At 57.6% G+C, this 13,760-nt stretch carries 13 protein-coding genes; all 13 read right to left on the minus strand.

The genetic code is table 11. The features are described from left to right. Positions 1-150 precede the first annotated feature (150 nt). On the minus strand, positions 151-408 hold the full coding sequence (locus HMPREF2928_RS06935) for a hypothetical protein (protein WP_070629492.1): 258 nt from the start codon (positions 406-408) through the stop codon (positions 151-153). 2 nt (positions 409-410) lie between these two features. Then, the gene (gene atpD / locus HMPREF2928_RS06940; protein ID WP_005507810.1) at positions 411-1,874 is read right to left on the minus strand and encodes a F0F1 ATP synthase subunit beta; all 1,464 of its coding nucleotides are present in this window, start codon (positions 1,872-1,874) and stop codon (positions 411-413) included. A gap of 56 nt (positions 1,875-1,930) precedes the next feature. After that, positions 1,931-2,872: a F0F1 ATP synthase subunit gamma gene (locus HMPREF2928_RS06945; protein ID WP_070506648.1), complete on the minus strand. Its 942-nt coding sequence runs from the start codon at positions 2,870-2,872 to the stop codon at positions 1,931-1,933. Positions 2,873-2,947: 75 nt separating this feature from the next. Beyond that, complete coding sequence (atpA, locus tag HMPREF2928_RS06950) at positions 2,948-4,573, minus strand: F0F1 ATP synthase subunit alpha (protein WP_070629493.1); 1,626 nt, start codon at positions 4,571-4,573, stop codon at positions 2,948-2,950. A 187-nt stretch (positions 4,574-4,760) separates the two neighbouring features. Further along, positions 4,761-5,573, minus strand: coding sequence for a F0F1 ATP synthase subunit delta (locus tag HMPREF2928_RS06955; RefSeq protein ID WP_049354850.1), 813 nt, complete (start codon positions 5,571-5,573; stop codon positions 4,761-4,763). Then, a complete protein-coding gene (locus tag HMPREF2928_RS06960; RefSeq protein WP_049326923.1) occupies positions 5,573-6,130 on the minus strand; it encodes a F0F1 ATP synthase subunit B in 558 nt (185 codons plus the stop codon). Before HMPREF2928_RS06960 ends, HMPREF2928_RS06955 begins: the two co-directional genes overlap by 1 nt. Before the next feature lie 51 nt (positions 6,131-6,181). Next, the gene (gene atpE / locus HMPREF2928_RS06965; RefSeq protein ID WP_005506461.1) at positions 6,182-6,385 is read right to left on the minus strand and encodes an ATP synthase F0 subunit C; all 204 of its coding nucleotides are present in this window, start codon (positions 6,383-6,385) and stop codon (positions 6,182-6,184) included. Between the two features lie 143 nt (positions 6,386-6,528). Next, a complete protein-coding gene (gene atpB, locus HMPREF2928_RS06970) occupies positions 6,529-7,320 on the minus strand; it encodes a F0F1 ATP synthase subunit A (protein ID WP_005507804.1) in 792 nt (263 codons plus the stop codon). Positions 7,321-7,432: 112 nt separating this feature from the next. Then, entirely contained in the window at positions 7,433-7,693 is a 261-nt protein-coding gene (locus tag HMPREF2928_RS06975; RefSeq protein WP_005506464.1) for a hypothetical protein, read from the minus strand. Positions 7,694-7,721: 28 nt separating this feature from the next. Continuing rightward, positions 7,722-8,294 (minus strand): hypothetical protein, encoded by a 573-nt coding sequence (locus tag HMPREF2928_RS06980; protein ID WP_070687952.1) that lies wholly within the window; start codon positions 8,292-8,294, stop codon positions 7,722-7,724. Next, positions 8,294-9,580 carry an MraY family glycosyltransferase gene (locus HMPREF2928_RS06985; RefSeq protein ID WP_070687953.1) on the minus strand — a complete coding sequence of 429 codons (1,287 nt, stop codon included), beginning with the start codon at positions 9,578-9,580 and terminating at the stop codon, positions 8,294-8,296. The genes HMPREF2928_RS06980 and HMPREF2928_RS06985 overlap by 1 nt, the downstream gene beginning before the upstream one ends. Positions 9,581-9,833: 253 nt before the next feature. Then, on the minus strand, positions 9,834-11,792 hold the full coding sequence (locus HMPREF2928_RS06990; protein WP_070687956.1) for a polysaccharide biosynthesis protein: 1,959 nt from the start codon (positions 11,790-11,792) through the stop codon (positions 9,834-9,836). Beyond that, positions 11,792-13,759, minus strand: a complete 1,968-nt coding sequence (locus HMPREF2928_RS06995) for a glycosyltransferase family 2 protein (RefSeq protein ID WP_070687958.1) — start codon at positions 13,757-13,759, stop codon at positions 11,792-11,794. The genes HMPREF2928_RS06990 and HMPREF2928_RS06995 overlap by 1 nt, the downstream gene beginning before the upstream one ends. Position 13,760 lies beyond the last annotated feature (1 nt).

A 13,760-nucleotide genomic window follows, 5' to 3' on the forward strand; every position in this document is an offset into this window, starting at 1 on the left:
CTTTCTATGCACGCTGTCGTTCTGCACGCGCGCTCTTTCTGGGCCCATGCTCTACCCCCGGATACACCAATCGCCGGTGCCCCTCCCCTTTCAGGGTGGAACACCGGCGAGGTGTACACAGCGGTCAATTCCCTCTGTAGAGAACCGACTTTAAATCTGTGCGTGCTTTGCAGCGATGGTCACGTGATCGTTCGAGACGGTCAAGAAACCTGCGTTGAGGATGGTCTTAATGGGCTCACCATCAACAGGTTCAATGAGCAGCTCGCCGTCCTGTGCCAGCAGCGTGCAGGTGGGGATCATGCCCGGCAGGATGCCGAGGTCACCGCTGACGGAGCGTGCACGAACGTACTTCGCTTCGCCAGTCCACACGACGCGTTCGCGGGAAACAACTTCAACTTTCAGAGCCATGATTACTTAGCTCCAGTCTGTGCCTTGATTTCCTCGTAGCGGCGCATAACGTCGTCCATACCACCAATGTTGTAGAACGCCTGCTCGGGGATGTGGTCGACATCGCCGTTGCAGATCATCTGGAAGGACTCGATGGTGTCCTTCAGCGGAACGGTCGAACCCTCGACACCGGTGAACTGCTTTGCAGTGTAGGTGTTCTGGGAGAGGAACTGCTCGATACGACGTGCACGTGCCACGACAATCTTCTGCTCCTCGGAGAGCTCGTCCACACCCAGAATCGCGATGATGTCCTGCAGTTCCTTGTTTTCCTGCAGAATAGCCTTCACGCGAATTGCGGTGTCGTAGTGCTCCTGACCGATGTACTGTGCGTCCAGAATTCGGGAGGTGGAGGACAGCGGGTCAATTGCCGGGTACAGACCGCGCGATGCGATTTCACGAGAGAGCTCGGTGGTCGCATCCAGGTGCGCGAAGGTGGTTGCCGGCGCCGGGTCGGTGTAGTCATCCGCAGGCACGTAAATTGCCTGCATGGAGGTGATGGAGTGACCGCGGGTGGAGGTAATACGCTCCTGCAGCAGACCCATTTCGTCCGCCAGGTTCGGCTGGTAACCCACTGCGGAGGGCATGCGGCCCAGCAGGGTGGAAACCTCAGAACCTGCCTGAGTGAAACGGAAGATGTTGTCGATGAACAGCAGCACGTCCTGGTTCTGAACATCGCGGAAGTACTCCGCCATGGTCAGACCGGTCAGTGCCACGCGCAGACGGGTTCCCGGGGGCTCATCCATCTGGCCGAATACAAGAGCGGTGTCCTTCAGAACGCCTGCTTCTTCCATTTCGACCCACAGGTCGTTACCCTCACGGGTACGCTCGCCAACACCGGTGAACACGGAGGTACCACCGAAGTTACGAGCCACACGGGTAATCATTTCCTGGATCAGCACGGTCTTACCCACGCCTGCACCACCGAACAGACCGATCTTACCGCCCTTGATGTAGGGGGTCAGAAGGTCGATGGACTTAATACCGGTCTCCAGCATTTCGGTGGAGCCTTCCAGCTCTGCGAAGCCGGGAGCGGCACGGTGAATCGGCCAGTAGGTGTCAGCCTTAATCTCGGAGTTCGGCACGTCGAGTGCGTCACCAAGAACGTTGAAAATGTGGCCCTTCACGCCGTCACCAACGGGGACGGAGATCGGTGCGCCGGTGTCGACTACAGCCTGACCGCGGACCAGGCCGTCAGTCTGCTGCAGGGAGATAGCGCGAACGATCGAGTCGCCCAGGTGCTGTGCGGTCTCGAAGGTGATGGTGCGGGTGCGACCGTCGAGGGTCAGCTCGGTGGTCAGAGCGTTGTAAATCTCGGGGACCTGACCGGCGGGGAACTCGACGTCGACCACGGGGCCGATGACGCGGGCAATACGACCCGTTGCGCCCTGAGTCGGTGCGGAGACCGATTCGTTGTAGGTGGCAGTCATATTTCTCACTTACTTAGAAAGTTTGGACAGTTGATGGCTTCGTTGGCGTACAAGTACTAGGAGCCGAGGGCGTCTGCGCCGCCCACGATTTCGGAGAGCTCCTGAGTAATTTCCGCCTGACGTGCGTTGTTCATCAAACGGGTGTACTTGGTAATCAGCGTCTCAGCGTTGTCACCTGCGGTCTTCATTGCGCGCTGGCGGGATGCCAGCTCACTTGCTGCTGCCTGCAGGAGGCAGGAGAAGATACGCGATGCAATGTAGCGCGGCAACAGCGCGTTGAGCACTTCCTCAGCGGAGGGCTCGAACTCGAAGGATGCCGCCTGCTCGTACTCAGCCTTGGTCAGTTCCTGGTCGGGAACGATTTCCTCGCCCATAGCCTTTGCGTCACCCACGTGGATGGGCAGCAGGCGCAGAATCTTGGGTTCCTGAACAACCATCGACTTGAACTCGGTGTATACGATGTGCAGTTCGTCCACGCCGCCCTCTTCGAAGGGCAGGTCGTAGGCTTCGAGCAGCGCGTCACGAATCTCGACGGCGGTTTCGACGCGAGGTGCATCGGTGTGGCCCTCCCACGCACGGGCGTAGGGGCGCTCACGGAACTCGAAGTAAGCCTTTGCCTTACGACCAACCAGGTACAGCTGTACCTCCTGGCCGTTAGAGCGCAGCCTCTCAATCAGAGATTCGGTACGACGCAGGATAGCGGAGGAGTACGAACCTGCCAGACCGCGGTCACTGGTAACAACCAGGATTGCGGAGCGGCGGTGTTCGTAGGCTTCGGACTCGTTCGGCTTGTGAATCAGCGGGTGCTTAATACCGTGCTGAGTCGCAACCGCAGTCACCACGCGGGTCAGAGCGTTCGCGTAAGGTCCGGCTGCCTGAGCAGCGTTACGAGCCTTGTTAATGCGGGAGGTCGCGATCATCTCCATCGCCTTGAAGATCTTCTTCATAGACGACGTCGAAGCAATCTTCTGTCGGTAAACCCTAATCTGGGCTCCCATAGAGCTTCCTTTCTCCTTGCTTTCTGCCCCGCCCCAGCCTCATAGCTGAGGCGGGGAGAAGGCGAGGACTAATCGCTAACCGATGGTTTCCTGAGTGATGTCGCTATCGCGAGCTGCCTTGTGCTCCTCGTGACCTGCGTCGACGAGGTGGCTGCTGCCCTCAGACTTGAAACCCTGCTTGAAGTCAGCAACTGCGGACTTCAGAGCTGCAACGGTGTCATCCTCAAGCTTGCCGGAGGAAGCGATATCGGTCAGTACCGAGGTCTTGTGACGCAGGTACTCGATGAATCCTGCCTCGAAGCGCAGCACGTCGGAAATCTCGATGTCGTCGAGGTGACCGGAGGTACCAGCCCAAATGGAGACAACCTGCTCTTCAACTGCGTACGGGGTGTACTGCGGCTGACGCAGCAGCTCGGTCAGGCGAGAACCGCGGGTCAGCTGTGCCTTGGTAGCGTCGTCCAGGTCGGATGCGAACATTGCGAACGCTTCCATTGCACGGTACTGTGCCAGCTCCAGCTTCAGGGTACCGGAGACCTTCTTCATAGCCTTGGTCTGTGCGGCACCACCAACACGGGAGACGGAGATACCGACGTCGACTGCCGGACGCTGGTTAGCGTTGAACAGGTCGGACTGCAGGAAGATCTGGCCGTCAGTAATGGAGATGACGTTGGTCGGAATGAAGGCGGAAACGTCGTTTGCCTTGGTCTCAATGATCGGGAAGCCGGTCATCGAGCCTGCGCCCAGGTCGTCAGAGAGCTTAGCGCAACGCTCCAGCAGGCGGGAGTGCAGGTAGAAGACGTCACCGGGGTATGCTTCACGTCCCGGCGGGCGGCGCAGCAGCAGGGACACAGCGCGGTATGCTTCTGCCTGCTTCGACAGGTCGTCGAAGATGATGAGGACGTGCTTGCCACCGTACATCCAGTGCTGGCCGATAGCCGAACCGGTGTAGGGTGCCAGGTACTTGAAGCCTGCTGCGTCAGATGCGGGAGATGCCACGATGGTGGTGTACTCCAGCGCGCCGCGAGTCTCAAGGGTGTGGCGGACAGCTGCAATGGTGGATGCCTTCTGGCCAACAGCCACGTAGATGCATCGAACCTGCTTCTCGGGGTCACCGGAAGCCCAGTTGTCCTTCTGGTTCAGAATGGTGTCGATCGCGATAGCGGTCTTACCGGTCTGGCGGTCACCAATGATCAGCTGACGCTGACCGCGACCGATCGGAATCATCGAGTCGATTGCCTTCAGACCGGTCTGCAGCGGCTCGTGAACCGACTTACGCTGGGTCACGCCGGGAGCCTGCAGCTCCAGTGCACGGCGACCTTCGGACTCAATGGGGCCCAGGTCATCGATCGGGTTACCGAGGGGGTCAACAACGCGACCGAGGTACGCGTCGCCAACGGGCACCGAGAGGACCTCACCGGTGCGGTGTACGACCTGGCCCTCTTCAATACCGGTGAAGTCACCCAGGACAATCACACCAATATTGCGGGTATCCAGGTTCTGTGCGAGGCCGAGGGTGCCGTCTTCGAAACGAAGCAGCTCATTCGCCATAACCGAGGGAAGGCCCTCGACACGAGCGATACCGTCGGAGGCCGATACAACTCGACCCACCTCAACACGTTCTGCATTGCCGGGTTCGTAAGACGCTGCAAACTCGTTCAGCGCATTACGGACATCTTCGGCATTGATGGTCAGTTCGGCCATCTTGTGTCCCTGCTCTCTCATTGTGGTTGCGTTCCGTCAACGGAACCAACCGAAACTTGCAATTCGGGTTGAACGGGCGGGCAATGCCGCCGCTTCTGCGAAGGAGGCATCAGCCACGCACCCGCTACCCGAGGTATCTTCTAAATCACCGTTGCGACGAACGGTTCAGCGTCGCTAGCTTGAGCCGCTAGCCGATGGAACGAGTCAGGTCGGACATGCGGGTCTCGACGGTACCGTCGATCACCTCGTCGCCCACCTGAACACGCAGACCGCCCAGAACGGCGGGGTCCACCGAAACGTCGAGCTTCAGCTCACGGCCGTACACGGCGTTGAGCGCGCGACCGAGACGTTCAAGCTGTGCCTGCGACAGCGCAATCGCGCTAGTTACTCGCGCAATGTAACGGTTCTGTCGCGTGACGATGATTTCTGCGAACTCATCGGCTACCCGTGCAGCGTGACGGCCGCGGGGGTTGGAGCCAACTCGTTCGAGCAGAAGCACACCTTCGGCGGTGGTGGCGGGGCCACCGAGCGCCACGGCGAGCTTCTTCTTTGCTTCTTTGCTTGCCTGATGGTCGGACAGCGCTTCCTGCGCCTGAGCGTTGGAATCAACGGTACGCACAAAGGTGAGTAGTTCGTTGAGCACCTCGTCCAGGGCATCCACGCCACCGCGAGACTGAGCCGATGCGGTCACGGCGAGCACTGCTGCACGTTCCAGGGCGTTCGCCAGATCAGCATCATCAGACCAGCGCTGAGCCACCGCATTGGTGAGCACAGCCATAGCCTGCGAAGAGATCTTGCCGCCGAAGACGGTGTTAGCGATACCCTGACGTGCTGCTGCATCACGCGAAGAATCGGTGACAGCACGGCGCAGGGTGCCGTTGTGGTCGAGAACATCAACCACAGCGAAAAGCTCGCTCGCCAGGTTCAGGGGCTGCAGGGAAGCGTGAGCTTCCAGCACCTCTTCCACCTTGCTCAGTGATTCAGTAGATACTCCTGCCATTACCGAGCCGCACCTGCGTTCTGCTTCTCGGTTTCAAGGTCAGCAAGAAAACGATCTACCACACGGGCCGATCGCTCATCATCGTTGAGGGCTTCGCCCACAATCTTGCCGGCAAGGGTGGTAGCAAGAGTGCCAACCTCGGAACGGAGGGACACTGCTGCTGCCGCACGCTCTGCCTCGATAGCCTTTGCTGCATTATCGCTAATGCGCTGAGCCTCAGCGGTTGCACGCTCGCGAGCGTCGGCAATGATTGCCTCGCCCTCTGCGCGTGCCTCTTCACGAATCTTCTGAGCCTCCAGTCGAGCGCTTTCGAGCTGCTGGGTGTACTCATCGCGAGCCGCTGCAGCCTCTGCCTGTGCCTTCTCGGCCTTGGCAAGGCCACCTTCGATTGCTTCCTTACGGTCCTGGTAGATCTTCTCGAACGCCGGGACAACGTACTTAGCAACGATGTAGTAGAGGATCAGGAATCCGATGAGGGTAATGACAATTTCCCCGACGTCGGGAATCAGGGGGTTCGAAGTTGCCTCCGCTCCCCCTTCGCTTGCCAGATAAATCATGGAGGGAATCCTGTTCTATGGGATGGGTCGTTTAGGATGTGGCAGAGCCGGTTACTTGATGAAGACGAGAACCAGGCCCAGAATTGCCAGTGCCTCGACCAGTGCGAAGCCCAGGAACAGCATGGGCTGCAGGGTCTTCTGGGACTCGGGCTGACGAGCAACGCTGGTCATGTATGCCGCGAAGATCAGACCCACGCCGATGCCGCCGCCAATAGCTGCCAGACCGTAGCCAACCGCAGTGATGGAACCAACCATTATTTTTCCTTTCAACAGTGTTCGACCGGGAACATACCCGGACCGAACAGAGTTTGATTTGAGTTAATAGCCCGCACAGTGAACGTGTGGGTTGCTTTATTCACGCCCAATGACGAACGCGAAAACCTAAAAAACTAGAGAGTTTAGTGTCCCTCGGAAACCGAGCCCTGCAGGTACACAGCCAGCAGCAGAGCGAACACATAAGCCTGGATGCACTGAATCATGAATTCCAGGAAGTACAGGAACATGCCCAGAGCACCGGGAGCAATAGCAGCCAGGTAGCCGATGCCACCCAGGGTCTCAACCATGTAGGTCACCATGCTGGATGCAACCATCAGCGCCAGGTGACCACCGAACATGGTCGCGAAGAGACGCAGTGCGTGAGTTGCGGGACGAATCAGCAGGTTCGAGAAGAACTCGATCGGGATCAGGATGGGGTAAATCCACACCGGCAGACCCGAAGGCATGGTGATGTCCTTGAAGAAGCCGCCCAGGCCCTTGCGCTTGATGCCAACACCAACCCAGGTCAGGTATGCCACGCCAGCCAGTGCGTAGGCGCTACCGGGGTGGGAGAAGGAGGGCAGCTGAACAAACGGAATCGAACCGAAGAGGTTGTTCACCAGAACAAAGAAGAAGGAGGCGAACAGAATCGGCACGAAAGGCTTGTAGTGCTGAACGCCCAGGGTTTCCTTACCCAGGGAGTTACGAGCAAACATGTAGCCGGATTCAGCAATGAACTGAGTCTTACCGGGAACCATGGCACGCTTACGTGCTGCGGTGAGGAAGAAGACCGCAATAATCACCACGGACAGCAGAATCAGTACGTTCTGCTTACCGAAAGCGAAATCACCAATGGTGAAGAAGGGGGGCAGATGCATGTCTTCAGGGGTCGGCGGCACATAGGCTTCCGCGAGGATCAACCCGTTCTCGATCAAAGCAAGTCCTTTCTTGCTACTAGTGGCTATCAAGAGCCCATGTCTGCCTATAAACGACTGACATGCTAACTACATGGATGAATGTGTGACCTAGCGGTCCGCGTTCAATGACCTAACGGTCTTTATTTTGCCTGGTCATGTGGGTAAAGACGAGGGTCAAACCTCCAACAGCGCCAATCAAGACGCCAACCCACACCAGCCAGGTGGTGGAGAAGACCAGGTCACCGAGGTAACCGATGCCTCCCCACACCGCTACACCGATGATTAGATAGAGAATCGACATGACGGCGCCGGAGAGCCCTCCGTCAGATACCAATTCTCCGGTGGTGCGGAGCTTTTTATCTCCGTCCCACCACTTCTTCTCTTCGGCCAAACGTTTTTCCTTTCAAACACCAATCGTGTTACCGACCATGGTCTTCCGAGTCGGTGTCGAAGTACAAAATTCTCAGTCGTGCGATGCTGACTGTTTCAATAACAATCCACAGAATCACGCCGGTACATGCGCCTGCGAGAGTCCAACCGTGCCTCAGATTCTCGGGGAATGGCACAAACATCAATACCAGACCGAGCAGAGCGATCTTCACGAGGTAGCTCACCACCAGCGATTTGGGTACACCCCAGTCGAAAATGGGAGCAACCAACATAACCAATACGCCCAGAGTGAAGCATATATAGATTATCAGAAAGCCCAATGTTATTCCTAGCGCGCCCACGGGGCCCGCAAACAGGTACGCACTCATCATACCGCCCAACCAAGCCAGCAGAGAGTAAGCCGATACTCTGTAGAACAAAAATTTCCATGAAAGCTCTTGACTCTCGAAGGAAGATACCTTCAAACCTGCTTGAGCACGCTCTTGGCGGCGTTTCTGCTGCTTCTTGCGTTCAGCAGGTGGATACCAGAGAACGTCGACTACGCGCCGCCATAAAGGCTCTAAAGGAGTCTCAACTGAGGCTTTAGAGCGTTCAGAAACCATTAGTGTTTCTCCCCACGATTCTGATTAGACTGCGTCGAAGAAGAGGAAGCAGAAGAAGACTGACCCGTACGATCCTTCACCGAATCCGGCATAATCGGCTCCGGATGCAGCGAGGTCGGCTCCACATTCTCAGGAGTCGCCGGAACGCCAGTTGCCGAGGTCAAAGAGCCGGTAGCAGGCTCCGCAGTTGCCGACTTCGCCTTCGACGCCGAACCCTTCAAATCCGCTGCAAAACGCTTCGACAGATCAATCGTAGAAGTAGGAGCCTCACCGCCAAAGAGCTGCGGCATACGCAGATACACCACCAGCACGGCAAGAGTCACAAGAACCACGCCCACGGTCGCCACCACAGATCCCGCAGCATACAGATCAGATGCAAACGCCAACAGCACCCACACCAAAATGGTCGTACCCGTCACCACGGCGGTCGAACCAAGGTGACTGAAACCAACATCCGTCAGACGCTGATACGTGTGAGTGCGGTGCGGCTTGTACCATTGCTCCCCCGCCATAAAACGACGGAACAGAGTCGTACCCGCGTCCGCCAGATAAGTCATCAGCGGGGCAAAAGCCAACAGGAACGGAACATCCGCAAACCACGCGCCCACAGCCAACGTGCCCAGCGCCGCGCCCAAAACATAAGAACCCGCATCGCCCAAAAACACGTTCTTACCCGGGCGCACATTCCACGGCAAGAAGGCCGCAAAAGCACCGGCAACCGCCACACCAGCCAACGCCAGCCACGGCAGGTTCACCATCCAACCGGTCAGCGCATACGCCAAACCAGCCACCAGGCCGTGAGCACCAGAAATACCGTTAATGCCGTCCATAAAATTCGCCACGTTAATGTAGCCGGCAATAAAAATCGCGCCAAGGATCAGCAGCAGAATATTCGTGCCCTGTACCGTCGCGAAGCTCACGCTTACCAGAAGACCAATGACCAGCTGCAGGCCCGCACGACGCACAATGCTCACGCCGCGAATATCCTCCAGCCACCCCAAGACGAGAGCGCACAGAATCGCCGCAGCAATCGTCACCGCCAGCTGCAAAGACTCAGCAGAACGGTACGTCCAGCCGAACAGGGTAGCCACCACAAACGCAACAAAGGTCGCAGCCGCAGTCGCCAAACCCATACCGCGGTACGTCGGAGCAGTATGCGAAGAACGCTCATTAGGAACATCCACCATGTTGTAGCGGTGCAAAATCGGGCGCACCGCAAACGGCAAAAGGGCACCCAAAACAAAAGCAAGAGCAAAAATACTCAACAGCTCAGAAAAGGAGGTCATACCAGCTCCAAAGCATTGGCGCCGCTCCCCTGGACGCAAACTCCAGAATCGCAGCTAAAGGACGATGTGTGCGTAGTGTGTGTTTACTTCGTATTCTATAGAACTCTTCAGTAGCCCGGGACTAAACGTTACAGATTCTCTCCATACGTTCTGCATATTCTGCGTCCTGATATGTTCTACACCCGAGAAAGAGAAAACACCGGATACCGCACCCGCCACGCAAGTGCAGCATCCGGTGTCATTTCCGTAAAGATTAGAACGTCTGTGCATCCGCCAAAGTACGCGGATCAGGGGCACGCTCCAGGCCATGACGCTCATAGCCGCTGTGCTCCCGATAGTTCTGAATCCACAGCTTATAATCGAGCTCATCAGGGTCAAGTGCCGGGGCACTCGACCGGGAAATATACCGGTTCTCCTCGCTCGGCACCAGCTTCTCGGTACCGCCGAAGAGAGTCTCATCCAGCTTCTCACCCTTGCGAAGACCAATCTCCTTGATCTCCACGTCATACCGCTCATACGCCTGGCGCATCGCCTTCGCAACATCCAGGATCTTGACCGGCTGACCCATATCCAGCACCATGACCTCGCCCGGGCGACCAATCGCACCGGCAAGCATCACCAGCAGGCAGGCATCGGTAATCAGCATGAAGTAACGGGTCGCACGCTTATCCGTCAGAGTAATCGGACCACCCGAAAGAATCTGCTTCGTAAAGAGCGGCTTAATCGAACCGCGCGAACCAAACACGTTACCGAAACGAACCGACACGTAGGTGTTGCCGGTCTTCTCGCCAAAGTACGCGGTCAGACGCTCCGCCACGCGCTTGGACTGACCCAGCGCAGTCTTCGGATCCGCCGCCTTATCGGTCGAAACGTTCACGAAGGTCTTCACTCCCACCGCCTCCGCGGCACGCAGCACGTTCAGAGTGCCCAAGGAGTTCGTCTTCCACGCCTCCTGCGGGTACGCCTCCAGCGCCGACACGTGCTTCAAAGCCGCAGCGTGGAACACCACCTCGGGGCGACGGTCACGGAAAATCTCCAGCAGATTATCCCCCTCACGAATATCAGCCAGAATAATGCGATCATCATCCAGGCTCGACTCGTGAGTAATCGAAACCTTCGTCTCCATCAGCAGAGTCTCATCATGATCAAGCATCATGAGGGTCTCAGGCCCAAACTCGCTAATCTGACGGCACAGCTCCGAACCAATCGAACCGCCCGCACCCGTAACCAGCACGCGCTTACCGTGCAGGTACGAACGCAGAATATCGCGGTCAATATCGTAGTTAATCTCGCCACGAATCACGCGCATCAGGTCGTTATCGCTCGCGGTAATCAGACGCTCACCCATCAGGCGAGCATTCGCGCTACTAATACGCTGAACCTCAACCTTAAGCTTACGCATGCGGTTGCAGAAGGACTCGAAGTAATCCTCCGACATATCCGAAATCGTCACCAGAATCTTACGGGTACCAGACTCACGAATCACCTGCTCCAGCTCGCGGTAAGTCGTAATCACCGAAATGCCGTGGAACTTCGTACCAGCCTTCAACTGGTCATCATCGAAAACCGCAACCGGGCGAAGCTTCGCCTCCTCATCGTGCAGCATCGAATCCATGACCATGCCGCCGATAAAGCCAGCACCGTACACAATCACCGGCTCACCGGTCAACTCACGCACAGCACCGCGCTCAGTGTAGACGCGCTTCGCCATGCGGGCGCCCGCCATCATAATCAGGCTAAATGCCGCCGCAATCGCAGGCACACTATGCGGAATATGCGGCAGACCCAACAGCTCATCCACAAAGGAGAAAGCAGTCAACGCCGCACCCGCGCTCAAAGCAGCCGCGCCGGCACGCCACGACTCGTCAAACGAACCGTACGAATACACGCCGTTATAAATCTTCACGCCCGCCAGACCAATGACCAGGTGCAGAACCACAGCCAACGTAGCGGTCATCGTCAACGACGCCGGGTGAATAATATCGAACACCGAACCGTTACTGAGCAGCACACTATAGCGGAGCATGTACGCAAACAAAACCGCCAGAACCCAGGCACTCGAATCAATCAGCGCCTGCGCAATCAGCCACCACGGCTTACGCTCATACAGGCGGTTCACCAGCATCGTGCCAGAGTCACCCTCCGTCACCATCGTGCCGCGCTGAGCTGCCTTCTGCATCACCACATGAGCGTGAGGTTTCAACTGAGCCACTACATGCCTCCTTCAGATGCGGTACCAGAAGAACGAGAAGAAGCACGAGCCGTCAAAGACGACAACGCACGAAACGCCGAACGGCGCGCCTGCTCAGGAACAAAACGGTACACACTCCGCACCGCCATATTCTGAGCCCACTGAAGCTTAGAAATACCGTGACCGGTGTACAGTCGACGCTGAATCGCCACATCCTGCAACCAGGCGTCCACTCCCCCGCGCTTCGTGTACGCGCCCGCACCCACGCGGTAACGCACCAGAGCCTCAGGGATATTACCCAGACGATAGCCGGCATCGCGCAGACGCATCCACAGCCACCAATCCTCAGCGCCGGGCACGAACTCGTAACCGCCCAGCTGCTGCACGGCACTCTTCACGAACGCCACGGACGGGTGATAAATCGGGTTACGCGAATCCATCGCGCTGAGCAGACGCGCAGAATCAACAATCGCCTCGCGGGTCGACTCCACCGAAGTATTGCTCTCATTCACCTCAAGCATGGCAGAGCCCAGCACCGTGTAGCCGCCCTGCACCAGGGCAGGAATCAGACGCGCAAAACGAGTCGGCTCAGACAGATCATCAGAATCAGCACGAGCAACCAGCTCATACAAACACGCCTGCAGACCGGCGTTCAGCGCCTCCGCCAAACCAACATTCTGAGCCAGATCCACCACCTGAATCGGCGGGCAATCCAGATTCTCGGCGCGTTGAACCCAGCGGTCCACCACGGCATCCAGCTCGGGGGTCAGCGGACCATCCTTCACCAAAACCAGCTCGGAAGGACGCACCGTCTGGTTCAGCAGATTCGACTCCAACGCCTGATCCAGATAGGAGGGGTTCTCCTTCGCGTACACGCTCATCAGCACCGAAAAATCGGGTACGGAGCTCACGCAACCGCGCGCCTTCTCAGAATCAGCGTGACTTTCAACGGATGCAGGCACGCCGTAGCGGCCGGGGAAAGTCAGCGGGTAAATGCCCTCAAGCACCTGAGCATTCGGGCGAGGCGCACGCAAACCATCACGCACACCATTGAGGAAATACCCCAGGTAGGTTCGGCGGTCATCAGTACGCAGAACAGTAGAAATCCACAGGCGCACCGACGAGCCACCGTAGAGCAGCTTCTCCAGCGGGTTCAGGGTACGCGAACGGGTAAAGACCCACAGCTTATTGCGCACATCGTTATAGAAACGCGGCCCCGGGTCAGCGTTCGTTGTACCAAAAGTCTTCGTGTGGTGCTTAGCCACCGAAGAAGGCACCGCAATGCCGTCACGGTGATGAATCAGACGAGTCGAAAACTCGAAGTCATCATTCCAAATAAAGAACTCAGCAATCGGCAAACCACCATTACGGCGAATAGCCTGCGCATCCATCAGAATCGACACGAACGAGGCGCTACGAATCGGGCGGGCACCCACAGCCTGCGCACGAGCATGACGCTGCTGACCCGCCGCAAACATCGTGCGCGGAGTGTTCATCGGGTGGTCCTCGCCGTTCGTCCACACCACACGAGATGCCACCACCGCGGGGCGCTGCGAAGGCACCGGCGAATAGTTCAGCCAGGCGGCAACCGCCTCCGACAGAGTGTTCTCGGTCGGCTCGGTGTCATCATCCATAACCCACACCAGATCCGGGTTATGGCGTTCCAGGGCGCGATCAATACCCACCGCGAAACCGCCAGCACCGCCCATATTGCTCTCCAGGCGGATGCAATCCACCGGTAGCTCGTAGTCCAGGGCACGCAGATACTCAGCAGTACCGTCCGTGGAGGCGTTATCAACAATCACCACCGCCGCAGGCACACGCTCACCAGAAGCGATACCAGCAAGGGTCTTCGGCAGCAGGTCCTCACGGTTATAAGTCACCACCACGGCAACCGTGCGGGGATACTCATTCAAAGAATTGTGAGAAGAAGACTGATTGGAAGAAGGCTGGGCAAAAGCGGTCACGTCGCTGTACTTTTCTGCCATA

The organism is Rothia sp. HMSC072B04, assembly GCF_001813725.1.
GTDB lineage: Bacteria > Actinomycetota > Actinomycetes > Actinomycetales > Micrococcaceae > Rothia > Rothia mucilaginosa.